The 24,578-nt window shown below is 71.3% G+C and carries 25 protein-coding genes and 1 pseudogene; all 26 read right to left on the bottom strand.

Annotated elements, in window-relative coordinates:
- Nucleotides 1–10 precede the first annotated feature (10 nt).
- The 26 genes and pseudogenes from trpA to AC2W7E_RS01775 all read right to left on the bottom strand — a co-directional run bounded on the left by trpA (nt 11) and on the right by AC2W7E_RS01775 (nt 24,541).
- Nucleotides 11–814 (bottom strand): tryptophan synthase subunit alpha, encoded by an 804-nt coding sequence (gene trpA, locus AC2W7E_RS01650; RefSeq protein ID WP_085607528.1) that lies wholly within the window; start codon nt 812–814, stop codon nt 11–13.
- The gene (gene trpB, locus AC2W7E_RS01655) at nt 811–2,079 is read right to left on the bottom strand and encodes a tryptophan synthase subunit beta (protein ID WP_249521880.1); all 1,269 of its coding nucleotides are present in this window, start codon (nt 2,077–2,079) and stop codon (nt 811–813) included. The genes trpA and trpB overlap by 4 nt, the downstream gene beginning before the upstream one ends.
- Nucleotides 2,076–2,852 (bottom strand): indole-3-glycerol phosphate synthase TrpC, encoded by a 777-nt coding sequence (gene trpC, locus AC2W7E_RS01660; protein WP_025103478.1) that lies wholly within the window; start codon nt 2,850–2,852, stop codon nt 2,076–2,078. Before trpC ends, trpB begins: the two co-directional genes overlap by 4 nt.
- On the bottom strand, nt 2,852–3,082 hold the full coding sequence (locus AC2W7E_RS01665; protein WP_025103479.1) for an HGxxPAAW family protein: 231 nt from the start codon (nt 3,080–3,082) through the stop codon (nt 2,852–2,854). Before AC2W7E_RS01665 ends, trpC begins: the two co-directional genes overlap by 1 nt.
- A 47-nt stretch (nt 3,083–3,129) precedes the next feature.
- A complete protein-coding gene (locus tag AC2W7E_RS01670; RefSeq protein WP_025103480.1) occupies nt 3,130–3,720 on the bottom strand; it encodes a Trp biosynthesis-associated membrane protein in 591 nt (196 codons plus the stop codon).
- Entirely contained in the window at nt 3,717–4,100 is a 384-nt protein-coding gene (gene hisI / locus AC2W7E_RS01675) for a phosphoribosyl-AMP cyclohydrolase (RefSeq protein WP_025103481.1), read from the bottom strand. Before hisI ends, AC2W7E_RS01670 begins: the two co-directional genes overlap by 4 nt.
- On the bottom strand, nt 4,097–4,858 hold the full coding sequence (hisF, locus tag AC2W7E_RS01680) for an imidazole glycerol phosphate synthase subunit HisF (protein WP_025103482.1): 762 nt from the start codon (nt 4,856–4,858) through the stop codon (nt 4,097–4,099). Before hisF ends, hisI begins: the two co-directional genes overlap by 4 nt.
- Nucleotides 4,858–5,696: pseudogene (gene hisG, locus AC2W7E_RS01685) on the bottom strand (ATP phosphoribosyltransferase). Before hisG ends, hisF begins: the two are co-directional and overlap by 1 nt.
- 38 nt (nt 5,697–5,734) lie before the next feature.
- Nucleotides 5,735–5,998, bottom strand: coding sequence for a phosphoribosyl-ATP diphosphatase (locus AC2W7E_RS01690; protein WP_025103484.1), 264 nt, complete (start codon nt 5,996–5,998; stop codon nt 5,735–5,737).
- Nucleotides 5,995–6,675: a ribulose-phosphate 3-epimerase gene (rpe, locus tag AC2W7E_RS01695; protein WP_025103485.1), complete on the bottom strand. Its 681-nt coding sequence runs from the start codon at nt 6,673–6,675 to the stop codon at nt 5,995–5,997. The genes AC2W7E_RS01690 and rpe overlap by 4 nt, the downstream gene beginning before the upstream one ends.
- Nucleotides 6,676–6,679: 4 nt before the next feature.
- Nucleotides 6,680–8,047, bottom strand: a complete 1,368-nt coding sequence (locus AC2W7E_RS01700; protein ID WP_126893174.1) for an RsmB/NOP family class I SAM-dependent RNA methyltransferase — start codon at nt 8,045–8,047, stop codon at nt 6,680–6,682.
- 98 nt (nt 8,048–8,145) lie between these two features.
- Nucleotides 8,146–9,066, bottom strand: a complete 921-nt coding sequence (gene fmt, locus AC2W7E_RS01705) for a methionyl-tRNA formyltransferase (protein ID WP_485988416.1) — start codon at nt 9,064–9,066, stop codon at nt 8,146–8,148.
- 18 nt (nt 9,067–9,084) lie between these two features.
- Nucleotides 9,085–11,043, bottom strand: coding sequence for a primosomal protein N' family DNA-binding protein (locus AC2W7E_RS01710; RefSeq protein ID WP_485988584.1), 1,959 nt, complete (start codon nt 11,041–11,043; stop codon nt 9,085–9,087).
- A gap of 16 nt (nt 11,044–11,059) precedes the next feature.
- The gene (gene metK, locus AC2W7E_RS01715; protein ID WP_485988417.1) at nt 11,060–12,253 is read right to left on the bottom strand and encodes a methionine adenosyltransferase; all 1,194 of its coding nucleotides are present in this window, start codon (nt 12,251–12,253) and stop codon (nt 11,060–11,062) included.
- Between the two features lie 88 nt (nt 12,254–12,341).
- Nucleotides 12,342–12,596 (bottom strand): DNA-directed RNA polymerase subunit omega, encoded by a 255-nt coding sequence (gene rpoZ, locus AC2W7E_RS01720; protein ID WP_025103490.1) that lies wholly within the window; start codon nt 12,594–12,596, stop codon nt 12,342–12,344.
- Nucleotides 12,597–12,705: 109 nt separating this feature from the next.
- Nucleotides 12,706–13,617 carry a guanylate kinase gene (gene gmk, locus AC2W7E_RS01725; protein ID WP_485988418.1) on the bottom strand — a complete coding sequence of 304 codons (912 nt, stop codon included), beginning with the start codon at nt 13,615–13,617 and terminating at the stop codon, nt 12,706–12,708.
- Nucleotides 13,610–14,455 (bottom strand): orotidine-5'-phosphate decarboxylase, encoded by an 846-nt coding sequence (gene pyrF, locus AC2W7E_RS01730; RefSeq protein ID WP_485988419.1) that lies wholly within the window; start codon nt 14,453–14,455, stop codon nt 13,610–13,612. Before pyrF ends, gmk begins: the two co-directional genes overlap by 8 nt.
- Nucleotides 14,452–17,739, bottom strand: a complete 3,288-nt coding sequence (carB, locus tag AC2W7E_RS01735; RefSeq protein WP_085607540.1) for a carbamoyl-phosphate synthase large subunit — start codon at nt 17,737–17,739, stop codon at nt 14,452–14,454. The genes pyrF and carB overlap by 4 nt, the downstream gene beginning before the upstream one ends.
- On the bottom strand, nt 17,739–18,917 hold the full coding sequence (gene carA / locus AC2W7E_RS01740; protein WP_085607542.1) for a glutamine-hydrolyzing carbamoyl-phosphate synthase small subunit: 1,179 nt from the start codon (nt 18,915–18,917) through the stop codon (nt 17,739–17,741). Before carA ends, carB begins: the two co-directional genes overlap by 1 nt.
- Nucleotides 18,914–19,426 (bottom strand): PH-like domain-containing protein, encoded by a 513-nt coding sequence (locus AC2W7E_RS01745; RefSeq protein WP_062634504.1) that lies wholly within the window; start codon nt 19,424–19,426, stop codon nt 18,914–18,916. Before AC2W7E_RS01745 ends, carA begins: the two co-directional genes overlap by 4 nt.
- The gene (locus AC2W7E_RS01750; protein ID WP_485988420.1) at nt 19,423–20,727 is read right to left on the bottom strand and encodes a dihydroorotase; all 1,305 of its coding nucleotides are present in this window, start codon (nt 20,725–20,727) and stop codon (nt 19,423–19,425) included. The genes AC2W7E_RS01745 and AC2W7E_RS01750 overlap by 4 nt, the downstream gene beginning before the upstream one ends.
- Nucleotides 20,724–21,689, bottom strand: coding sequence for an aspartate carbamoyltransferase catalytic subunit (locus tag AC2W7E_RS01755; protein ID WP_025103497.1), 966 nt, complete (start codon nt 21,687–21,689; stop codon nt 20,724–20,726). The genes AC2W7E_RS01750 and AC2W7E_RS01755 overlap by 4 nt, the downstream gene beginning before the upstream one ends.
- Entirely contained in the window at nt 21,686–22,216 is a 531-nt protein-coding gene (gene pyrR, locus AC2W7E_RS01760; RefSeq protein ID WP_025103498.1) for a bifunctional pyr operon transcriptional regulator/uracil phosphoribosyltransferase PyrR, read from the bottom strand. The genes AC2W7E_RS01755 and pyrR overlap by 4 nt, the downstream gene beginning before the upstream one ends.
- Before the next feature lie 69 nt (nt 22,217–22,285).
- The gene (locus AC2W7E_RS01765) at nt 22,286–22,666 is read right to left on the bottom strand and encodes a type II toxin-antitoxin system VapC family toxin (protein WP_060922160.1); all 381 of its coding nucleotides are present in this window, start codon (nt 22,664–22,666) and stop codon (nt 22,286–22,288) included.
- On the bottom strand, nt 22,663–22,920 hold the full coding sequence (locus tag AC2W7E_RS01770) for a hypothetical protein (protein ID WP_060922159.1): 258 nt from the start codon (nt 22,918–22,920) through the stop codon (nt 22,663–22,665). Before AC2W7E_RS01770 ends, AC2W7E_RS01765 begins: the two co-directional genes overlap by 4 nt.
- Before the next feature lie 43 nt (nt 22,921–22,963).
- Nucleotides 22,964–24,541 (bottom strand): Rieske 2Fe-2S domain-containing protein, encoded by a 1,578-nt coding sequence (locus tag AC2W7E_RS01775; protein WP_126893171.1) that lies wholly within the window; start codon nt 24,539–24,541, stop codon nt 22,964–22,966.
- Between the last annotated feature and the right edge of the window lie 37 nt (nt 24,542–24,578).

Raw genomic sequence — 24,578 nt, forward strand, 5'->3', positions numbered from 1 at the left:
GAGTGCGATCCTACTTCTCTGAGGCGAAGCGCGCCGACGCGGTGCCGGCGGCCAGGGTTCGGGTGACTTCGGCGAGGGCGGGCACACCGCCGTCGCGGAGGGCGCGGACGAGAGCGGTGCCCACGATGGCGCCGTCAGCGTACTCGGAGACGCCGGCGATCTGCTCCGGGGTCGAGATGCCGATGCCCACGCAGGCGCGACGGGCACCGTGGTCGCGGAGCCGCGACACGAGGGTGCGTGCCGCACGGTCGAGCTCGGCCCGCTCCCCCGTGATGCCCATGGTCGAGACGGTGTAGACGAAGCCCGTCGAGGACCGCACGACGAGGTCGAGGCGCTCGTCCGACGAGGTCGGAGCTGCGAGGAAGACCCGGTCGAGACCGAGCCGCTCGCTGGCCGCGATCCACTCGCCAGCGGCCTCCGGGGTGATGTCCGGGGTGATGAGACCCGCGCCGCCCGCGGCGAGCAGGTCCTCGGCATACCGGTCCACCCCGTACTGCAGCACGGGATTCCAGTAGGTCATCACGAGGACGGGGACGTCGGTCGCGGCGGTGATCGCGCGGATGGCGGTGAAGAGGTCCTTCATCCGGAAGCCCGCGGCGAGGGCCTTGGTCGTCGCCTCCTGGATGATGGCGCCGTCCATGACGGGATCGCTGTAGGGCGGCCCGAGCTCGATGATGTCCACGCCGTTCTCGGCGAGGGCGATCGCGGCCTGGATGCTCGTCTCCAGGTCGGGGAAGCCGACGGGCAGGTAGCCGACGAAGGCGCTGCGGCCGGCGTCGTGCGCGCGCTGAATGGCCTGTTCGACGCGGCTCACAGCTGCGGCTCTCCCTTCGAGGCCGCGTCCTCGGCGGCGCTCTCCTCGGACACGTCGTGCGCGAGGGCGTCCTCGTCATAGAGCTCGAAGTAGCGGGCGGCGGTGTCCATGTCCTTGTCGCCGCGACCCGAGAGGCAGATCGCGATGAGGCCGTCGGGGCCGAGCTCGCGGCCGATCCGCAGCGCGCCGGCGAGGGCATGAGCCGACTCGATCGCGGGGATGATGCCCTCGGTCCGGCTCAGCAGCCGCAGGGCCTGCATCGCCTCGTCGTCCGTCGCCGGGATGTACTCAGCGCGTCCGATGTCGGCCAGCCACGAGTGCTCCGGACCGACGCCCGGGTAGTCGAGACCGGCGGAGATCGAGTGCGATTCGACGGTCTGGCCGTCTTCGTCCTGCAGCACGTACGTCTTCGCGCCGTGCAGCACGCCGGGGCGGCCGCGCTCGATCGAGGCGGCGTGCTTGTCGGTGTCGACGCCGTCGCCCGCCGCCTCCACGCCGTACAGCCGCACGCCGTCGTCGTCCAGGAACGCGTCGAACATGCCGATCGCGTTGGATCCGCCGCCGACGCAGGCGACGACCGCGTCGGGAAGCCGGCCGACCTCGTCGAGGATCTGGGCGCGAGCCTCTTCGCCGATGATCTTCTGGAAGTCGCGGACCATCGCCGGGAACGGGTGCGGGCCGGCGGCGGTGCCGAAGATGTAGTTGGTGGTCTCGACCGAGGCCACCCAGTCGCGGTAGGCGTCGTTGATCGCGTCCTTCAGCGTGCGCGAGCCCGAGGTGACCGCGACGACCTCGGCGCCCAGCAGACGCATGCGGGCGACGTTCAGCGCCTGGCGCTCGGTGTCGACCTCGCCCATGTAGATGGTGCAGTCGAGGCCGAACAGCGCGGCGGCGGTCGCCGTGGCGACGCCGTGCTGACCCGCTCCGGTCTCGGCGATGACCCGGGTCTTGCCGAGGCGCTTGGTGAGCAGAGCCTGGCCCAGCACGTTGTTGATCTTGTGCGAACCGGTGTGGTTGAGGTCCTCGCGCTTGAGGAAGACCCGCGCGCCGCCCGCGTGCTCAGCGAACCGGGGCACCTCGGTGAGCGCGGACGGACGCCCGGCGTAGGAGGACAGCAGATGGGCGAGCTCGGCACGGAACTCCGGGTCGGCGATGGCCTCCTCGTAGGCGACCGTCAGCTCGTCGATCGCGGCGACCAGGGACTCCGGCATGTACCGTCCGCCGAACTCGCCGAAGAACGGACCGTGCTGGTCGCGCAGACTCACTTCGCCTCCAGGAAGCTCTCGAGAGTGGCGACCGGGTCTCCGGTCACCAGGGCCTCGCCGATCAGCACGACGTCGGCACCGGCCGAACGGTAGTGCGCGACATCGGCGGGGGTGAGCACCGCGGACTCCGCGATCTTGATCGCCGAGTCGGGGATGCGGTCCACGAGCCGGCCGAACAGATCGCGGTCGAGCTCGAGGGTCTTGAGGTTGCGGGCGTTCACGCCGATCAGGGCGGCGCCGAGGTCGATCGCGGCCTCCAGCTCCTCCGCCGAGTGGGTCTCGACGAGCGGCGTCATGCCGAGCTCGAGGATGAACCCGTACAGGTCGCGGAGGACGTCCGGCTCCAGGCCCGCCACGATCAGGAGGACGAGGTCGGCACCGGCGGCACGCGCCTCGAGCACCTGGTACCGGGTGGCGATGAAGTCCTTCCGGAGCACGGGCAGCGAGACCCGGGCAGTGACCGCCTCCAGATCGGCGAGACTGCCGCCGAAGCGGCGCTCCTCGGTGAGGACGCTGATCGCGGAGGCGCCACCGGTCTCGTAGAGCGCGGCCTGGTGCGCGGGATCCGGGATCTCCGCGAGGGCACCGCGGGATGGACTCGCCCGCTTCACCTCGGCGATGATCTTCACCCGGTCAGCGGGAGCGAGGTACGACAGCGCGTCCTTCGCCGCGGGGCGCGCGAGGGCGTCACGCTCGACGACCGCGAGCGGACGGGACTGGGAGCGACGCTCGGCGTCTGCGACAGCGCCGGCCGTCAGGTCGGCGAGGACCACTAGTGCGCCTTCGGAGCGTACTTGGGACCCTTCACGCCGTATCCCGCCTTCGCGAGCACCCAGCCGACGATCGCCCCGATCGGGATCAGTGCGGCGGCGATCCACACCAGGGTCGGCTGCTCGAAGCAGAACGCGACGGTCGCGGCAGCGAAGCCGACGAGCATGATCACGACGGCGGTCCAGGCCGCAGGCGAGTGTCCGTGGCCGGGGTCAGCGATCGGGTTGGTCATGTTCTCCTCCGGGGACGACGTGGGGATCTGGGTTCAGTCTATCGGGGTCAGCGCGTCGGGTCGGACCCGCGGGACAGCTCGTCCCAGGAATCGACCGCGTCGACGGGACCGTCGTGCGGCGCGTCGCTCGGCGCGTCGGTGCGATAGCGACGGCCGCCGGCCTTCCAGCGCCGCCAGGTGGTCAGCACGACGACGGCGGCGACGAGCAGGATCGCCCAGCCGACGAGGGCGAGGAACGGCCAGGCCGACGGCACGATGCTCGCCGCGACCTCGTGGACGGCTCCGCTCCCGGCGAGTCCCGTCGTCTCGGTGACGGTCGCAGCGACTGCGCCGTACGCGTCGCCGAGGAGGAGTTGCAGCGTGGACCAGCCCAGGAACAGCGCGGCCGCGGCGGCCAGCACCCCGAAGACAACGCGCACGACCCGGCCGGCGATCGCGAGGGCGGCACCGAGCGCCAGGACCGCGAGGCTCAGCGGGGCGAGGAGCACGAGGGCGGAGGCTCCGGGGACGAGGATGTCCTCCCCCGCGTCCGCGCGCTGCACCGTGAACCAGGTCTGCGTGGAGGAAACGATCCCGATGGCGCCGGCCAGCAGGAACCCCGTCACGGAGAGGGAGCGTCCGCGCTGCGCGATGCTCACGAGGCGGCCACCCCGTCGAGGGCGCCCAGGTCCGTCGTGTCGAAGCACGTCCGCGTGCCGGTGTGGCACGCGGGGCCGGTCTGGTCGACGAGGAGCAGGAGCGCATCCCCGTCGCAGTCGAGCCTGGCCTCCCGCACGACCTGGATGTGGCCGGACGTGTCGCCCTTGCGCCAGTACTCCTGCCGCGAGCGGGACCAGTAGGTCGCACGACCGGAGGTGAGCGTGCGGCGCAGCGCCTCGGCATCCACCCACGCGAGCATGAGCACCTCACGCGAATCCCACTGCTGCACGATGACCGGGGCGAGCCCGTCGGCGTTGAAGGCGACCTGCGCGATGCGGTCGTCGACGGAGACCTCGTCCTGCTTCGGCGTGTCGGTCATCGGACGAGCACTCCTTCCGCGCGCAGCGCATCCTTCACGTCGCCGACGGTCAGGGCTCCGGTGTGGAACACGCTGGCCGCGAGCACGGCGTCGGCGCCCGCCTTGATGGCCGGAGCGAAGTCGGTCGCCCGTCCCGCACCGCCGGAGGCGATCACGGGGATCGGCGCGACTTCGCGCATGAGTCGGACGAGCTCGAGATCGAAGCCGTCGCGAGTGCCGTCGGCGTCGATCGAGTTCACGAGCAGCTCCCCCGCCCCGCGCTCCGCGGCCTCGCGCGCCCAGTCGAGCGCGTCCAGCGTGGTCTGCGTGCGACCGCCGTGCGTGGTGACGACGAAGCCGGAGCGCGTCGTGTCGGCGCGCTTGACGTCGAGCGAGAGCACGAGCACCTGGGCACCGAAGCGATCCGCGATCTCGCCGATGAGCTCGGGACGGGCGATCGCCGCGGAGTTCACGCCGACCTTGTCCGCACCGACGGCGAGGAGTCGCGCGACGTCGTCGACGCTGCGCACCCCGCCGCCCACCGTCAGCGGCACGAAGACCTGCTCCGCGGTGCGCTGCACGACGTCGTAGGTCGTGGCCCGCGCGTCCACCGTCGCGGTGACGTCCAGGAACGTGATCTCGTCGGCACCCTGGGCGGCGTAGTGGCGGGCGAGCTCCACCGGATCGCCCATGTCGCGGAGGTTCTCGAAGTTGACGCCCTTGACGACGCGACCGTCGGCGACGTCGAGGCACGGGATGACGCGACTCGCGAGGGCCATCAGAGCCTCGCCGCGTGGATCGCCGTGACGAGGATGGCCCGGGCGCCCAGGGCGTACAGGTCGTCCATCACCTGGTTGACCCGGCGACGCGGGATCATGACGCGCACGGCCACCCAGGCCGGGTCGCGGAGCGGCGAGATGGTCGCGGACTCGCGACCCGGGGCGATGGCCACGGCCTGATCGACGAGCTCGGTGGGGAGGTCGTAGTCGAGGAGCACGTAGCGCCGCGCGACCATGACGCCGCGGAGTCGGCGCAGCAGCGTCTCCACGCCGTCGGCCTCACCGGGACGGCTGATCAGCACGGCCTCGGACTCCAGGATCACGGGGCCGAAGATCTCCAACCCCGCCTGGCGCAGGGTGGTGCCGGTGGACACCACGTCGGCGACCGCGTCGGCGACACCGAGGCGCACGGCGGACTCCACGGCACCGTCGAGCTGCACGAGCTCGGCGTTCACCCCCTGGTCGCGGAGGAAGGAGCCGACCAGACCCGGATAGGCGGAGGCCACGCGGACGCCGTCGAGATCCTGGACGGAGGTGAAGCGTCCGGGAGGACCCGCGAAGCGGAACGTGGACGCCCCGAAGCCGAGCTGCTCGATCTCGCGCGCCGGCTGCTGCACGTCGAGGAGGAGATCACGACCGGTGATGCCGACGTCGAGGGCGCCGGAGCCACGTAAGTGGCGATGTCGCGCGGGCGGAGGAAGAAGAACTCGACGTCGTTCTCGGCGTCGATGACATGCAGGGTCTTGGGGTCGCGGCGGCCGGCGTAGCCCGCCTCCGCGAGCATCTCGGCGGCGGTCTCGGAGAGCGAGCCCTTGTTGGGAACGGCGATGCGCAGCATGAACGGCTTTCAGTTCGAAGGAGTGGGACCGGAGCGCATCACAGATGTCGGTAGACGTCCTGCAGGGTGAGGCCCTTCGCGAGCATCATCACCTGCAGGTGGTAGAGGAGCTGGGAGATCTCCTCGGCGGCAGCGGCATCCGACTCGTACTCCGCCGCCATCCAGACCTCGGCGGCCTCTTCGACGATCTTCTTGCCGATCGCATGCACGCCGCCGTCGAGCTCCGCCACGGTGCCCGATCCCTCGGGTCGGGTCTCGGCCTTGACGCTGAGCTCGGCGAACAGCTCGTCGAAAGTCTTCACCCCTCCAGGCTACCGGCTCGCGCGAGGTCCCTGAGCCGGGTGACGGCCGCCTCCACGTCGTCGGCCCCGTAGACCGCGGATCCGGCGACGAAGGTGTCGGCTCCCGCTTCGGCCGCCTGGGCGATCGTCGCGTCGGAGATGCCCCCGTCGACCTGGAGCCAGACGGACGAGCCGCGGCGCCGCGCCTCCGCGGACAGCGCCTGCAGCTTCGGCATGGTCTCGGGCAGAAAGCCCTGTCCGCCGAACCCCGGCTCGACGGTCATCACGAGGATCTGGTCGAACTCGTCCAGCAGGTCGAAGAGTCCCTCGACAGGAGTCGCGGGCTTGACCGCGACCCCGGCACGGGCGCCGATGTCGCGCAGCCGCCGCGCGAGAGCCACCGGCTCCCCCGCCGCCTCCAGGTGGAAGGTCACGCTCGCGGCGCCGAGCTCGGCGTAGCCCGGGGCCCAGCGATCCGGATCCGTGATCATGAGATGCACGTCCAGCGGGACCGGGCTGGTCTCCTGGATGCGCTGGACCATCTGCGGGCCGAACGTGAGGTTCGGGACGAAGTGGTTGTCCATGACGTCGACGTGCGCGAAGTCGGCGGTCGCGATGCGGGCGAGCTCCGCCTGCATGTTGACGAAGTCAGCGGCGAGGATGCTGGGGTTGATGCGCGGGGCGCGGGGCAGGTCCATGGTCTCAACCTTCCTTCGGGGCGTCTGTCGCCTCCAGCGGGCGCTGCAGGAGTGCGAGGAACATCGCGTCGGTGCCGTGCCGATGCGGCCAGAGCTGAGCGCTGCCCGTCTGCGCCCGCCCGTCGTCGGCGAGATCGATCGGCGACTGCGCCACGCCGTGCAGCACCGCGCGGGCATCGAGCTCGACGAGCTCCGGCCGGATGCGCCGCACCTCCTCGACCACCGCCGTGGTCTCCGCGAGATGGGGCGAACAGGTGACGTACGCGACGACGCCTCCCGGTGCGAGAGCGTCCACAGCCGCCGTGAGCAGGCCGACCTGCAGCGGCACGAGCTCGGCGACGTCCGCCGGGGACTTCCGCCACCGGGCCTCCGGGCGCCGTCGGAGGGCGCCGAGGCCGGTGCAGGGGGCGTCCACGAGGATCCGGTCGAACGCCTCCGGCCGCTCGGCCGCCAGCTCCCGGCCGTCGCGCTCGTGCACGGTGACGTCGCCCGGGACAGCGCGCAGCGCATTGCGCACGAGCCGGGCGCGGGTCGGCACCACCTCGTTGGCTTCCAGGACCGCGTCGTTCTGCCGGGCGACGGCGGCGAGCAGGGCCGTCTTCCCGCCGGGTCCTGCGCACAGATCGAGCCACCGCTCCCCCGTGCGCAGCGGCGTCGCCGCGGTCAGCGCGAGCGCGACGAGCTGAGATCCCTCGTCCTGCACCCGGACCGCACCGTCGGAGGCGGCCAGCGCGAGACGCGGATCGCCTCCCGGAGACGCGAACGCCGTGGCGGCGTAGGGCCGGCGGGGCTCCTGCGGCTCCGCGAGCCCGGGGAGGGCGACCAGGGTGACCTCGGGCGAGACGTTGTCGGCCTCCAGCAGGGCGTCCAGCTCCTCGACGCGCCCCTCGGCGGCGAGGGCGCGCCGCAGCGCCCGGATGATCCACACCGGGTGCGCGGCTCGGAGGGCCAGGCGTTCGTCGTCCGATCGCGCCGCCGCCTCGATGCGCGCGAGCCACTCGCCCGGCGACTCGCGGGCGATCCGCCGGAGCACCGCGTTGGCGAAGCTCGACGCGCCACGCCCCGCCGTGAGGGCCACGAGGTTCACGGACTCGTTCACGGCGGCGTGCGAGGCCACCCGCGTCGCGAGGAGCTGGTGCACCGCGAGCCGGAGGGCGTCGAGCACGGCGGGGTCGATCGCGTCGGCGGGGCGGTCGGCGGCGGCGGCGATGATCGCGTCGTAGGTGCCCCGGCGACGGAGTGTGCCGTAGGTCAGTTCCGTCGCCAGAGCCGCGTCCTGCGGGTCCAGCCCCGCCTCGGCGATCGCCGTCGGGAGGAGCAGGTTGGCGTAGGCGTCGGAGTCCGAGACCGCCCTGATCACGTCGTAGGCCACGCGGCGCGCCGGCTGGACCGACCGGTTCGGGCCGCGGCCGTTCCGCGCCCGGCCTGCGTGCTGCCGACCCGAGCCGGGGCGCCGTCCGTCGTTCGCGTTCACGAGCCGGCCACCGGAGTCGCACCCTGCAGACCCCGCCACCAGTCGGCGGCGTTCATGGGGCCCTTGCCCGCGGGCTGCAGCCGGGTGACGGCCAGCGGCGAGGTGGCCGTCCCGATCAGGACCTCCGCTCGCGTGCCCGCCATGGCACCTGGTCGCAGGTCCTCCGCCTCGGCACCGGCGGGTCGCGCCTCGAGGATCTTCAGCCGCTGACCGTCGATCGTCGTGTGCGCTCCCGGCTCCGGCGTGACTCCGCGGAACCGGGCGTACACGGCGTCGAACGGCTCGCGGAAGTCGAGGAGACCGTCCTCGAGCGTCAGCTTGCCGGCGAACGTCGGCTCGCCTTCCTGCGGGACGGCGCGGGCGCTGCCGTCCGCGATCGCGGCGACCACGTCGGCGGTGAGACCGGCGCCGTCGAGGGCCAGAGCCTCCAGCGCCTCCCCCGCCGTGGCGGTCGCCGGGAGCTCGACGGTACGCATCGCGAACACGTCGCCGGCGTCGAGCTCGGGGACGAGCTGGAAGACGCTCGCGCCGAGGACGGCATCTCCCGCGATCAGAGCGCGCTGCACCGGCGCGGCTCCGCGCCAGGCCGGCAGGAGCGAGAAGTGCAGGTTGATCCACCCGGCATCCGGCACCGACAGGAGCGGCTCGCGCACGAGTCCGCCGTACGCGACGATCACGCCGAGCTCCGGGCGCAGGGCCGAGATCTCCGTCGTCACCGGCTCGTCCAGCCGGGCAGCGTGGATGACCGGCAGGCCGAGCTCCACCGCAGCCTGAGCGACCGGCGACGGGGTCAGCACACGCTTGCGCCCGAGGGGGGCGTCGGGGCGCGTCACCACCGCGACGATGTCGTGCTCGGCGGCGAGGCGTCGCAGAGTGGGGACCGCAGCGGCGGGAGTGCCGGCGAAGACGAGGCGCATGAAGGTTCTCCGGAAGGGTCAGAGTTCTGGATCGAGGATATCGAGGCGGACCGACAGCGTGCTGCGGGCGGCCTTGGTCCGGCCTCGGCGGCCGCTCACCGCCTCCGCCACGACGGCAGCACGGAGGGTGGTCGCGACGCGGCTCCCCGCGCCGTAGTCGAAGCGCACGAGCGCCCGCACGCGGGGCGGGACGTCATCCGATTCGACGGGGACGGGACCGAGCACCGCGTCGGAGGGCAGCGAGAGTTCGGACAGGGCCTCCAGAGCGCGCGCCACGGCGGCGGACGAGCCTTCCACGAGCGCGACGCGCGCGGTCGGCGGCATGTGCAGCGGCGCGCGCTGCTCCAGCTCGGTGCGTGCGTAGGCGGGGTGGTTCCACGTGGCGAGGGCTCTGGCGACGGCGCCGTCGACGCCGACGAGGTGGACGGGGGCGCCCGGCGCGGCGAGGGCGGCGGCGTTCGACCACCACCGCAGACACGCTTCGCCGATGCGCAGATCCGGCGCCTGCAGCATCCGCGGGCCGTCGAGCAGGACGACCGCCCGGTAGCCGCCCTCCGCGAGGGGCTCGGCGCCGCGCGTGGCGACCACGAGGGCCGGGCGCGCGTCGACGCGCTCCACCGGATGGCTGCCGTCGGCGACGATGACGCGGACGCCGGGGAAGGCGCGTCCGAGCTCGTCGGCGGTCCGCTCGCTGCCGGATGAAGCGAGCCGGAGACGGGTCGAGGAGCACGCCGGGCAGGTCCACGCCCTGGCACCACGCCCGCACCACCCGCACACCGGGACCGCGCCACGATGGCGGGCGCCGAGAGGACCGCCGCAATGAGGGCATCGGGCGGGGGCCCGGCAGTCGGCGCAGACGAGGGACGGCGCGAAGCCGGGCCGCGAGACCTGGATGAGTACCGGACCCTCCGCGGCCGCGCTCCGGGCGGCGAGGAAGGCCGACGACGGCATGCGCTGGGGCGTCGGCTGCTCCATCTCCTGCGGCGTGCTCAGCACCACACGCGGGAGGACCCGCCGGGTCGCGCGGACATCCCGCAGCCAGCCGTGCACGACGAGCCGCTCGACCTCGGTCGTCCGCGTGTGACCGGCGAAGAGCAGGGCCGAGCCCTCCGCCTCCTGCCGCAGCAGCGCCGCGTCCCGGGCGTGGACGTAGGGTGCGAGCGGCTCGCCCAGCAGGCTGTCGCCGTCGTCCCACAGCGCCACGAGACCGGCGACGACAGGGGCGTACACGGCGGACCTGTTCCCGACGACGATGCAGGGCGCGTCCTCGAGCGTGCGCAGGAAGGAGCGATAGCGATCCGGGTTCGGCTGTCGGGAGTCGTACCGCGCGATCGCCTCCGCCGGGACGAACCTGTCGAGGGCGGCCAGCAGCCGATCGAGGTCACGGTGGTCGGGCACGACGAGGATGGTCGACTTCCCCGCCGCGAGCGTCGTCGCGGCGGCAGCAGCGAGCATCCGCGCCCAGCCCGGTGTGTCGTCGCTGAGCTGCGGGATGGCCTCGACGGCCGCCCGTCCGTTCTCGTCGAGCACCGCCTGCAGTCCGTCGTACAGTCCGACGACGGACGCGGCCGCGTCGCGGGGCTCGGGTTCGAGGAGCGGCGTCGGAGCGTCGGCGGTCCAGGCCTTCTCGACCCGCACCTGCCGCTTCGGGATCACCAGCCGCAGCACGTCGGCTGCCGACCCTGCCGCGCGATCGGCGACGCGCCGCGCCAGTCGGTACAGGCGATCCGGCAGTACGGGAACGGCGGACACGATGCTCTCGACCTCGGAGAGCGGCCGATCGGCGTCGTCCTCCACGTCCAGCTCCACCACGAATCCGTCGACCACGCGCCCCGCGGTCCGCAGGGGCACGCGCACGCGGACCCCGGGCTCGACGTCACCGAGCTCCGGCGGGAGCGCGTAGTCGAACAGGCGGTCGAGCTGCGGCAGCGGCGACTCGAGGAGCACCCGCGCGATGCGCCGGCTCTCCGGAGAGATCAGCACCGCGGACCCGTCAGAGCCCGGCAGCGCGCCGCAGCTCCTCGGCCCGGTCCGTCCGCTCCCACGTGAAGTCCGGCAGCTCCCGACCGAAGTGCCCGTACGCGGCCGTCTGCGCATAGATCGGCCGCAGCAGGTCGAGCTGCTCGATGATGGCCTGCGGCCGGAGGTCGAACACCTCGTCGATGGCGCGGGTGATGACCTCGTCGGACACCCGTCCGGTGCCGAAGGTCTCCACGTACAGGCCGACGGGGCGGGCGACGCCGATCGCGTAGGCGACCTGCACCTCGAGGCGGTCGGCGAGGCCCGCGGCGACCGCGTTCTTGGCGACCCAGCGCGTCGCATAGGCGCCGGAGCGGTCGACCTTCGACGGGTCCTTGCCGCTGAAGGCACCACCGCCGTGCCGTGCGGCGCCGCCGTAGGTGTCGATGATGATCTTGCGGCCGGTGAGCCCGGCGTCTCCCTTGGGGCCGCCCGTGACGAAGGGGCCCGCGGGGTTGATGTAGTAGGTGACGTCGTCGAGGTCGAGGCCGGTCGTGGCGAGGACCGGATCGATGACGTGCTCGCGGATCTGCGCCTTGAGGTCGTCCTGGGCGATGTCCGGGTTGTGCTGCGTGGACAGCACGACGGCGTCGACGGTCTTCGGGGTGAAGCCGTCGTAGCCGAGGGTGACCTGCGTCTTCCCGTCCGGGCGCAGGAAGGGCAGCAGCCCGCTGCGGCGCACCTCGGTCAGCCGCTCGGCGATGCGGTGCGCGGTCCATGCGGCCATCGGCATGAGCTGCGGGGTCTCGTTGGTGGCGAACCCGAACATGATGCCCTGGTCCCCGGCGCCGAGGCCGTCGAGCGGATCGACCGACGAGCCGTCGCGGTGCTCCTGGGCGTTGTCGACCCCGTGGGCGATGTCGGTGGACTGCTCCCCCACCGAGACGCTGACGCCGCACGAGTCGCCGTCGAAGCCGGTGTCGGACGACGTGTAGCCGATGCCGTTCACGACCTGGCGGACGATCGTCGGGATGTCGACGTAGGCGTCGGTGCGGATCTCGCCGGCCACATGCACGAGCCCGGTCGTGACGAGCGTCTCGACCGCGACCCGGGAGGCCGGGTCCTTCAGGAGCAGTCCGTCAAGGATGCTGTCCGAGATCTGGTCGCAGATCTTGTCCGGATGCCCTTCGGTGACGGACTCGGACGTGAACAGACGCAGCGCGCTCATCGATGCTCCAGAACGGGGACGGACGGTGGGAGGGTGTGGCACCCATTCTGGACCGCGCCACCGACGTCGGGGCGGCGCGGTCGTCGAGTTACTCCGCGTGACGCAGGCGGAGCTTGTCCTCGTTGATCTCGTGCAGGGCGATGGTGAGCGGCTTGTCCTCGACCGAGGAGTCGACGAGCGGGCCCACGTTGTCGAAGAGGTTCCCCTCGTGCAGGTCGGAGTAGTAGTCGTTGATCTGACGGGCGCGCTTGGCCGCGTAGATCACGAGCTCGTACTTGGAGTCGACGCGCTCCAGCAGGTTGTCGATGGGGGGATCGATGATGCCGTTGTTGCGTCCGGCCATGGGTGGACCTCCTGATCAGGCGACGGGATTCGCCGCGAAGACGGTGCTGCGGGCGCGCGACCCTTCGACGAGCTCAGGGACCGGCGTGGTGCTCGACCCTGGAATCAGGTCAGCGCGCAGAGCTTGTAGACAAGTCTACGACCTCGCGAGCGGCGGTGGCGACGTCCTCGTTCACGATGAGGTGGTCGAACTCGTTCTGCGCCGCCAGCTCGACCTTCGCGGTCCGCAGCCGGCGGGCTCGCTCCTCGGCGTCCTCGGTGCCCCGGCCGACCAGTCGGTGCACCAGCTCGTCCCAGCTCGGCGGCAGAAGGAAGATGAGGGTCGCCGACGGCTCGGCCGCGCGCACCTGGCGCGCGCCCTGCAGGTCGATCTCCAGCAGCACCGTCTTCCCCTCGGCCAGGGCGGCGTCGATGGGAGCGCGCGGAGTGCCGTAGCGCGAGCGATTGTGCACGACCGCGTATTCCAGCAGCTCGCCGTCGGCGATCAGGCGGTCGAACTCGGCGTCGTCCACGAAGTAGTAGTGCACGCCGTCGATCTCGTCCGGGCGTGGAGGTCGGGTGGTCGCCGAGACGGACAGATGGATCTCGGGGTTGTTCTCGCGGATGTGCGCGGCGACGGTCCCCTTGCCTACGGCCGTGGGACCGGCGAGGACGAGCAGTCGGCTGCGCGCCCCCCGGGGCGCAGGTACGGGGAACCGGTCGTCCAGCCACTCCTCCAGCACCCGGCGCTGCCGGGCGCCGAGCCCGCCGAGCCGCTTGACCGGAGAGATGTGGAGCTGCTCCAGCACGCGGTCGCGCTTTCCCGCGCCGATCGCCGGGAGGGCCAGGAGGAAGTCGGTGATGCGCATGGACCCCTCGACCGAGTCGGGGTCCTCCGTCGCGCGATGCAGCACGGCCTGCGGGGTGACGACGCGCATCGTCAGATCCCGCTTGAGCGAGGCCCTGGCGCGTCGTCTCTCGACCGCACGGCGGGCGGCGGCGGCCCTGTCGACCTCGGGGACGGTGCGGCGTTCCTCAGCCACGGCTGACCTCTCGATACTGGGCGGCGCGGTCGGCGATCGTCTCGGCGAGGGCCGCCGGGCCCGCGGAGAGGAGGCTGCGGCTCTCGCTCGCGATCACCGAGGCGGCCTGAGGGCCGAAGCGGCGGGCGAGATCCGCAGGAGTGGCGCCCTGCGCGCCGAAGCCGGGGGCGAGGATCGGGGCGACGGGCGCGAACGGCGCGAGGCCGGCCTCCGCCGCGTCCACGGTGGCGCCGATGACGAAGCCGAAACTCCCCCACTCCCCCGCGGGCGTCGCGGCGGCGTTCCGGCGCGACACCTCGGCGACCACGGCCGCGGACACGGTCTCGCCGTCCGCGGTCGTCGCGCGCTGCAGCACGGTCGCCTCGGGGTTGCTGGTCGCCGCGAGGACGAAGAGCCCCTTGCCGTGCTCCTCAGCCAGGGCAAACGCGCCCTCCAGCGCACCGACGCCGAGGTACGGGTTCACCGTCAGGGCGTCCGCCTCCAGAGGCGCACCGGCGGACAGCCAGGCCTGCGCGTAATCCGCCATCGTCGATCCGATGTCCCCGCGCTTGGCATCGGCGATCACGAGCAGTCCGGCCGCCCGCGCGGCGGCGAGCACGTCCTCCAGCGCGGCGAACCCGGCGGCGCCGTACCGCTCGAAGAACGACACCTGCGGCTTCACGACACCGACGCGACCGGCGGCCGCCTCGACGGTACGGAGCCCGAACTCCCGGATTCCGGCGGCGTCGGCGGTCAGCCCCCACGCCGCCAGCAGAGCGGCGTGGGGGTCGATGCCGACACAGAGCGGACCGTGCGCCTCCAGAGCGGCGCGGGCTCGCTCGCCGAAGCGTTCCGTCATACCGCGGCCATCCGGTCCTGGGCGTACTCCTGCAGGCTTTTGACCTGGAAGCCCTCGTGCGCGGCGTCCATCCCGCTCACCGCCGCGCCGAGCACGGCGATGGTCGTGAAGAGCGCCTTGTCGGCGGCCACCGCGGCGGCGCGGATCTCGTAGCCGTCCGCACGGGCTGCCCCACCGGACGGGGTGTTCACGACGATGTCGATCTCCCCGTCGTTGATGAGGTCGACGATGTTCCGGGCTCCGGACTCCTGGGTCTCGCTGTACTTCTCGACCACCGTGACCGCGATGCCGTTGCGGGACAGGATCTCCGCCGTGCCCTCGGTCGCCACGATCGTGAAGCCGAGCTGCTGGAGGCGGTGCGCCGGGAGGATCACCGCGCGCTTGTCGGAGTCGGCGACCGAGATGAACACGGTTCCCGAGGTCGGCATGCCGCCGTAGGCCGCGGCCTGGGACTTCGCGAACGCGGTCGGGAAGTCGCGATCGATGCCCATGACCTCGCCGGTCGAGCGCATCTCCGGGCCGAGGACCGAGTCGACCGTCTTGCCGTCGGCGGTGCGGAACCGCTTGAAGGGCAGCACGGCCTCCTTGACCGAGACGGGGGCGTCCAGCGGGACGCGCGAGCCGTCCTGCGCGGGCAGCATCCCCTCGGCGCGGAGCTCGGCGATGGTGGAGCCGGCCATGATGCGGCTGGCGGCCTTCGCCATCGGGATGCCCAGCGCCTTGGAGACGAAGGGCACCGTGCGGCTCGCGCGGGGGTTCGCCTCGATGACGTAGAGCACGCCGGCGCTGATCGCGAACTGCACGTTCAGCAGACCGCGCACGCCGACGCCCTGCGCGATGGCGAGGGTGGCCTCGCGGACGCGGTCCACGTCGCTGCGGCCGAGCGAGACCGGCGGCAGCGTGCAGCTCGAGTCGCCGGAGTGGATGCCGGCTTCCTCCAAGTGCTCCATGACGCCGCCGATGAAGAGATCGGTGCCGTCGTACAGGGCGTCCACATCGAGCTCGATCGCGTCGTCGAGGAAGCGGTCGACCAGGAGCGGCTTGCCCTCCTCGATCACGACCTCACCGGCGGTCCGCACGAAGTAGTCGCGCAGCGCGTCGGTGCCGTAGACGATCTCCATGCCACGGCCGCCGAGCACGAAGCTCGGGCGCACGAGCACCGGGTAGCCGATCTCCTCGGCGATGCGCACCGCGCCCTCCACGTCGATCGCCGTGCCGTTGCGGGGCGCGAGGAGTCCGGCCTCGTCGAGCAGTCGCGAGAACAGCTCGCGCTCCTCGGCCAGGTCGATGGCCTCCGGGCTCGTCCCCAGGACCGTGTAGCCGGCCGCCTCGATGCCCTTCGCGAGCCCGAGCGGGGTCTGCCCGCCGAGCTGGCAGACGACGCCGAGGATGGTGCCGCTCGCGGCCTCCGCGTCCAGGACCTCCAGCACATCCTCGAGCGTCAGCGGCTCGAAGTACAGCCGGTCGGACGTGTCGTAGTCGGTCGACACGGTCTCAGGGTTGCAGTTGATCATCACGGTCTCGAAGCCCGCGTCGGACAGCGCGAACGAGGCGTGCACGCAGGAGTAGTCGAACTCGACGCCCTGACCGATGCGGTTCGGGCCGGAGCCGATGATGACGACCTTGGTACGGTCGGACGGCGCGACCTCGGTCTCGGCGTCGTAGCTCGAGTAGTGGTACGGCGTCAGCGCGGGGAACTCCCCTGCGCAGGTGTCGACCGTCTTGTAGACCGGGCGGATGCCGAGGCCGTGGCGCACGCCGCGGATCTCGGCCTCGCTCTCGCCGCGGAGCTGGGCGATCTGCACGTCGGAGAAGCCGTGCTCCTTGGCGTAGCGCAGCGTCGCGTCGTCCAGCTCGCCGGCGGTGCGGACGACCTCGGCGACCTCGTTGATGAGGACGATCTGGTCGAGGAACCAGGGGTCGATGGCCGTGGCCTCGAACGCCTGCTCGATGGTCGCGCCCTTGCGCAGCGCCTGCTGCAGGGTGACGATCCGGCCGTCGGTCGGGGTCTTCGCGATCTCGAGCAGTTCCTCGACGGTGCGCGGCTCCTCGCCCCAGTGGAAGCTGGAGCCCCGCTTCTCGAGCGACCGCAGCGCCTTCTGCAGCGCGGTGGCGTAGTTGCGGCCGATCGCCATCGCCTCGCCGACCGACTTCATGGTCGTGGTGAGGGTGGCGTCGGCGGCCGGGAACTTCTCGAACGCGAAGCGCGGGACCTTCACGACCACGTAGTCGAGCGTCGGCTCGAAGCTGGCCGGGGTCACGCCGGTGATGTCGTTCGGGATCTCGTCGAGGCGGTAGCCGAGGGCGAGCTTGGCCGCGAGCTTGGCGATCGGGAAGCCGGTGGCCTTCGACGCCAGGGCGCTCGACCGGGAGACGCGCGGGTTCATCTCGATGACGATGATGCGCCCGTTCTCCGGGTTGACCGCGAACTGGATGTTGCAGCCACCGGTGTCCACGCCCACGGCGCGGATGATGTCGATGCCGATGTCGCGGAGCTTCTGGTACTCGCGGTCCGTCAGGGTCAGCGCCGGCGCCACCGTGATCGAGTCGCCGGTGTGCACGCCGACCGGGTCGACGTTCTCGATGGAGCAGACGACCACCGTGTTGTCGGCGGTGTCGCGCATGAGCTCGAGCTCGTACTCCTTCCAGCCGAGGATCGACTCCTCCAGGAGCACCTCGGTCGTCGGCGAGTCGCGCAGGCCGGCGCCGCCGATGCGGCGCAGGTCCTCCTCGTCGTAGGCGAACCCGGAGCCCAGCCCGCCCATCGTGAAGGACGGGCGCACCACGAGCGGGTAGCCGAGCTGCTCGGCACCGGCGAGGAGGTCGTCCATGGTGTGGGCGATGACGCTCTTGGCGACGTCCGCGCCCGCCTCGAGGACGAGCTCCTTGAAGACCTGACGGTCCTCGCCCTTCTTGATGGCGTCCACCTTCGCGCCGATGAGCTCGACGTCGTACTTCTCGAGGATCCCCTGCTCGTGCAGCGCCATCGCGGCGTTGAGCGCCGTCTGACCGCCGAGCGTCGGCAGGATCGCGTCGGGCTTCTCCTTGGCGATGATCGTCTCGATCACCGCGGGGGTGATCGGCTCGATGTAGGTCGCGTCGGCGAAGTCGGGGTCGGTCATGATCGTCGCGGGGTTGGAGTTGACGAGGATGACCCGGACGCCCTCCTCACGGAGGACGCGGCACGCCTGGGTGCCGGAGTAGTCGAACTCGCAGGCCTGGCCGATGACGATCGGGCCGGAGCCGATGACGAGGACGGAGCGGATGTCGTCGCGCTTGGGCATTACTTTGCGTCCTTCTTGTTCGCGATGACCATGTCGCGGAAGCGGTCGAAGAGGTAGTTGGCGTCGTGCGGTCCGGCCGCCGCCTCGGGGTGGTACTGCACCGAGAAGGCGGGGATGTCGAGGGCGCGCAGGCCCTCCACGACGTTGTCGTTGAGGCCGACGTGGCTGACCTCGACCTTGCCGTAGCCGTGCGGGCTGTCGAAGGAGCCCTCCAGGGGCGCCTCGACGGCGAAGCCGTGGTTGTGCGCGGTGATCTCGACCTTGCCCGTCTGCTTGTCCAGCACGGGCTGGTTGATGCCGCGGTGGCCGAACGGCAGCTTGTACGTGCCGAGACCCAGGGCCCGGCCGAGGAGCTGGTTGCCGAAGCAGATCCCGAAGAAGGGCAGCCCGTCGTCGAGGACCGCGCGCAGCAGTTCGACGTGGTCGCCCGACGCCGCGGGGTCGCCGGGACCGTTCGAGTAGAAGACGGCGACCGGCTCGATCGCCCGGATCTCGTCGATGCCCACGTCCTGCGGGAGGACGTGCACGTCGAAGCCGCGGGCCGCGAGGTTGTCGATCGTCGCCTGCTTCACGCCGAGGTCGAGCACGGCGAGATTGCCGATGCGCTCCCCCACCGCCGGGGTGACGGTCGCGCTCTGGACGGACACCTGCGCGGAGAGGTTGAGGCCGGTCATCTCCGGGGCCTCGCGGACGATGCGCAGCTGCTCCTCCGGGTCGAGCTCCGCCTCCGCACCCGAGAAGATGCCACCCCGCATGGAGCCGGCGGAACGGATGTGGCGGGTGACCGCGCGCGTGTCGATGCCGCTGATGCCGACGATGCCGTCCTCGACGAGGACCTCATCGAGAGAGGCGTTCGCCCGCCAGTTCGAGACGACGCGCGAGGGGTCGCGCACGATGTAGCCGGCGACCCAGATGCGGCGGGACTCGGTGTCCTCGTCGTTCATGCCGGTGTTGCCGATGTGCGGGGCCGTCTGCAGGACGATCTGTCCGGCGTAGGACGGATCGGTGATGGTCTCCTGGTATCCCGACATGCCGGTGGCGAACACGACCTCGCCGAGGGTGCGCCCGCGCGCGCCGTACGCGCGTCCGCGGTGTCGGGTGCCGTCCTCCAGGACGAGGACGGCGGGGTCGGGAAGGCGGGCCGCGGAGGCCTGCGGGGAGGAAGTCGAGAGGGTCATGACGAGGCTCCTGTGTCAGGGGCGGCGGGGATGAGCCGCTGCAGGTCGGAGATGAGGGTCGGGAGGTCGCCGCCGGTGAGGCGCACATAGCTGTCGACGACGGTCGTGTCGTCGACGTGCCACGAGATGCGCACGAGCCCGCCGGGCTCCACCACGCGATCGATGGTGACGGTCGCGCGGTCGACGGAGACGAGGCGGTCGGCGGCGAGGAAGACGGTGGGGGCACCGTCGAGGGCCAGCGCGATGCCGCGGTCGGTCACAGCCAGCTCGCCGCGTGCGCGGAACGCCAGCGGGGTGATCGCGAGCCGTTCGAGGGGCTGCTCGTGCCGGGTGGTGGACACGTAGAGCACCTCGTCGCGGCGCGTCACCTCCGCGTGCTCCGGCACCCCGAGCGGGGCCGTGTACGCGGCATCGCGCCGCACTCGTCGTCGCCAGGCGAACAGCATCGAGAGCAGGATCAGCAGCGCGACGGCGATGATGATCGCGACCGCGAGGTCCCGTGCGCTCATGCGCCGAGCTCCTCGACGACGGCGCCGCCGTCGACCGTGAGGACGCCGCCGTGCACGGTGTACTCCACCCTGCCGGGCAGGGCGCGGCCCAGGTAGGGCGAGTTCACGCTGCGCCCGTGCAGGTCCGCGGCGGTGAACACACCGTCGACCGCGGGGTCGTACAGCGTGATGTGCGCGGGCTGCCCGGCTTCGAGCGGCGTGCCGTGGCCGGAGAGCCGGCCGATGCGGGCGGGCGTCGTGCTCATGACGCGGGCGACGTCGGCCCAGCCGAGCAGGCCGGTCTGCACCATCGACTGGTGCACGACCCGCAGGGCGCTCTCCAGACCCACCATGCCGTTCGCGGCGGCCTGCCACTCGCACGCCTTGTGCTCGCTGGGGTGCGGTGCGTGATCGGTCGCGACGATATCGATCGTGCCGTCGGCCAGGCCCTCCCGGACCGCGAAGACGTCCTCCTCGCGGCGCAGCGGCGGGTTGACCTTGAACCGCGCGTCGTAGCCGCGGACGAGTTCGTCCGTGAGCAGCAGGTGGTGCGGCGTGACCTCGGCCGTCACGTTGACACCGCGCTTCTTGGCCCAGCGGATGATGTCCACCGAGCCTGCCGTCGAGAGGTGGCACACGTGCAGCCGGGAGCCGACGTGCTCGGCGAGGAGCACGTCGCGGGCGATGATCGACTCCTCGGCGACCGCCGGCCACCCGGCCAGCCCGAGCTCGGCCGAGACGGTGCCCTCGTTCATCTGGGCGCCCTCGGTGAGTCGCGGGTCCTGCGCATGCTGGGCGATGACGCCGTCGAAGGACTTCACGTACTCCAGAGCCCGGCGCATGATCAGCGGATCCCACACGCAGAAGCCGTCGTCGCTGAAGACCCGAACCTGGGCACGGGAGGTGGCCATGGCGCCCAGCTCGGCGAGGCGCTCGCCCTTCTGCCCCACCGTGACGGCGCCGATCGGCTGCACGGTCGCGTAGCCCGCCGCCTCGCCGAGGGCGAGCTCCTGCTCGACCACGCCCGCCGTGTCGGCGACCGGGGAGGTGTTCGGCATCGCGAACACGGCGGTGAACCCGCCCGCGGCGGCCGCTCTGGTGCCGGTGAGGATCGTCTCGGAGGCCTCGAACCCCGGCTCGCGCAGGTGGGTGTGCAGGTCGACGAGGCCCGGCAGCGCGACCAGGCCCGCGGCGTCGATCACCCGCGCGCCGGTGCGGGTGAGCCCCGTCCCGACCTCGGCGATGACGCCGTCCTCGATGATGATGTCGGCGCCGTCCGCGCCGAGCAGCTGTGCACCGGTGATGACGAGGGTCTCGCTCACAGGTCTCCCCCTCGTTCGTCGTCTCGTTCTCCTGCCAGCAGCAGGTACAGCACCGCCATGCGCACGGAGACCCCGTTCGACACCTGTTCCAGCACCGTCGAACGGGGGGAATCGGCAGCTTCGGAGGATATCTCCAGTCCCCGGTTCATGGGTCCGGGGTGCAGGACAATGCTACCGCCCGGCAGAGCCGCCACGCGCCGTGCGTCCAGGCCCCACCGGCGCGAATACTCCCGCTCAGTCGGGAAATACGCCGCGTTCATCCGCTCGAGCTGGATGCGCAGCATCATCACGGCGTCCGGCCCCTCCGCGAGGGCTTCGTCCAGGTCGTAGACCACGCGGACCGGCCATAGGGACACGTTCTGCGGAACCAGGGTCGGCGGCGACACGAGCGTGACCTCGGCGCCGAGCGTGGTGAGCAGCCAGACGTTGGAGCGCGCCACGCGGGAGTGCAGCACGTCGCCGACGATCGTCACCCGGAGACCGGAGAGGTCGCGTCCGCGGCTCTCCGCACCGAAGCGACGCTTGCGGATGGTGAAGGCGTCGAGGAGCGCCTGAGTGGGGTGCTCGTGCGTGCCGTCGCCCGCGTTCACGACGCCGGCGGAGATCCAGCCGCTCGTGGCGAGCGTCTGCGGGGCGCCGGAGCCGGGGTGCCGCACGACGACCGCGTCGGCGCCGATCGCCTCGAGCGTCTGCGCGGTGTCCTTCAGGCTCTCGCCCTTGGAGACGCTGGAGCCCTTGGCGGCGAAGTTGATGACGTCGGCGGACAGGCGCTTCGCGGCGGCCTCGAAGGAGATGCGGGTGCGCGTGGAGTCCTCGAAGAAGAGGTTCACGACGGTCTTCCCGCGGAGCGTCGGGAGCTTCTTGACCTCGCGGGACTGGGTGTCGGCCATGTCCTCCGCGACATCGAGGATGCGCAGGGCGGTCGCTCTGTCGAGCGTGCGGGTGTCGAGGAGATGCCTCATTCGCCGATCGTCACCTCCTCGGCGCCGTCGTTCTCGAACAGACGCACGTTGACGCGCTCGGTGCGCGCGGACGGGATGTTCTTGCCGACGAAGTCGGGGCGGATGGGAAGCTCCCGGTGTCCGCGGTCGATGAGGATCGCGAGCCGCACGACGGCGGGACGGCCGATCGACTGCAGGGCGTCGAGCGCGGCGCGGATGCTCCGGCCGGAGAACAGGACGTCGTCGACGAGGACGACCGTCTTCCCGTCGATGCCGCCCGCGGGGATCTCCGTCGGCTGCGGCGATCGCGTCGGGTGCTTGGCGAGGTCATCGCGAAAGAGCGTCACGTCGAGGGATCCGACGGGGACGGAGACCTGCGCGATCTCGCTGATCAGCGCGGCGAGCCGGTGGCCCAGCGTCACGCCGCGGGTCGGGATGCCCAGCAGGACGAGGTCGTCGGCCCCGCGATTGGACTCGAGGATCTCGTGCGCGATCCGGGTCAGCGCTCGTGAGATGTCGGCTTGGTGCAGCACAGTGCGCACACCCATCAGCCGCTCCCTTCTCCGCCTCACAGGACGGTGTTAAAGGTTGCTTGTGATCCCAGTCTATCGGAGGGATCAGACGCCGACGACCTCGACACCGCGCTCTCTGGCGACCGTCGCGAGACGACGGTCGAAGGTCGCCAGCGTCGCGCCGAACGCCTCCGCCGTGACGAGTACCGCGCAGTCCGGGAGCTTCAGGGAGGTCGCGGCGCGGAGCCGCGCGATATGGACCGGTTCGTCGACCGTCTCCTCCCGACGCAGCAGCCCGAGGGAGTCGATCTTGGCGAGATCGGCGAGCTCTGTGCCCATCCGCGCCGGATGCACGAGCGTCTCCGCGAGGGTGATCGGGTGGATCAGAAGGTCTTCCTCGGTATCGAGGATGTCGAACGCCGCCTCCTGGTGGACATCGTCGGTGGAAAGGTGCGCGATGAGGACACCGGCGTCCACGACGATCACTCCGGCCAGTCCTTCCGGAGAGCGTCGAGATACCCCGGTGGATAGGCGATCGATCCCCGTGTCGCCTCGAGCGCCGCCCGCCGGGTCGCGCGCCGGTGGGATCCTCGCTCTGCGAGCCGCTCCGCCCCCAGCACCGCGAGCCTCGCCACCTGCTCCGACTTCGGTAGTCCCGGCCACTCGCTTTCCGCGAGTTCCAGCGCCTCGCGCAGCGCGGCGGTCTGCGTCACCTGGATACGGGTCAGAGCGGTCGGCATCGCCACACTGTACCACCGGCTGCGCTCGGTGGTACAGGCGCGCTCAGCTCGCCTCGCGGAGCACCGGATCCGTCACGTCGTCGATCTTCGAGGAACGGATCGGGTGGCCGCTCGTGGAGAGGCAGCGTCCGGTCTTCAGGTCCCACTTCCAGTCGTGCATGCTGCATGTGAGGATGCCGTCCTCGTCGACCTTCCCCGTCTTGGTGAGGTCGGCGCGCAGGTGCGGGCAGCGGCGCTGGACGACCCAGTCGCCGATCTCCGCATCCTCGGTCTGGTCGGTCTGCTCCTGGTACCAGTTCTCGACGTACTCGATCCGGTCGACCGAGAGGCACTTGAGGAACGTGGTGAGGAACTCGTTGAACTTGCCGCTGCGGCCGACCGAGAACTGCATCGACAGGAAGATCGAGTTCGACCAGTCGATCTCGTGGTCGCGGATGTTCGTCGAGACGAGGTCGGCCGGGATCGTGTACCAGTACACGCACTCCTCCCCCGCGTACTCGCGGACCTTGGCGCGCGGGAAGTCGACCACCATGTCCAGCTCCCCGATGCGGAAGCGGACGTGCCCGCCGACGCCGAGGCGGATGGTGCGCGACTTCTTCAGCAGCGGCTCCCACCATTCCTTGATCGCGGCCAGCATCTCCTCCGGCGGGATGATCTCGGCGCGCGAGGCCTCCTCGTCGCGGATCTCCTGCTGGCGGGTCGCGCGCTGCTCCTCCAGGTACTCCCACTTCTCGTCGAAGATGTGGGCGAGCTCGGCCTCGGTGTAGAGCGTCTGCTCGGTGGTCACCGCACCGCCGTCGATCGTGACGAGAGTGCCAGGGACGAAGAGCTGCCCGTCGTACTTCGGGGCCAGCTCCTTCATGTGCGCGATGAACTGCTTCTGGTCCGTGAAGATGGACTCGCCGTTGCGGCCCATCCCGTTGAAGTCGAAGAGGTCGTCGCGGAGGAACATGGGCGGACCCGCCATCGGGAAGACGTGCGGAGCGTCGACCTTCTCGATGTAGTACATCGCGCGCTTGTTCTGCGCCTCGCGCTTGAGGCGGGCGAAGTTCTGCTTCGCGTCCAGCGGCAGGTCGTAGACCATGGGCCACCAGATCGCCCCGGAGACCTGCGTGAAGTAGGCGTCGGGCTTCCCGAAGTGCAGCAGCTTGTCGAGATCGAGCGGGTGCGAGTCGTTCTGGTTCAGCATCGAGCCGGTGCCGTCGTCCACGCTGAGCGACGAGTCGCCGATCGGGCCGTCGCTCGGCGCGCGCAGCGGGGTGATCATCATCTTGAGCGCACCGCGCTCGATGATCTCGCCGGCGGGCGCGTAGGTGATGTTCGTGTAGCCGAGCGCCCGGATGTCCTGCTCCAGGTCGTCGATCGGATACTCCGGCAGGAGCACCTCGATGTCCTTGCGGATGTACCGCTCCAGGAGCGCCGGGTCGAAGTGGTCGCGGTGCCGGTGCGAGATGTAGAGGAAGTCGGCTTCACGACCGTAGCGCTCCCAGTCGAGGGCGCGGTTGTCCGGGAACGGGAACCAGGACCCGAAGAAGGACGGGCCGAGCACCGGGTCGCAGATGATGTTGCCGCCCACCGTCTCGATGAACATGCCGGCGTGGCCGAGTCCCGTGATCCGCATTGCATTCCTCTCGAAGATGAACCGTTCGATTGTACCG

It is taken from the genome of Microbacterium sp. CFSPD4_SD4 (genome assembly GCF_057364585.1).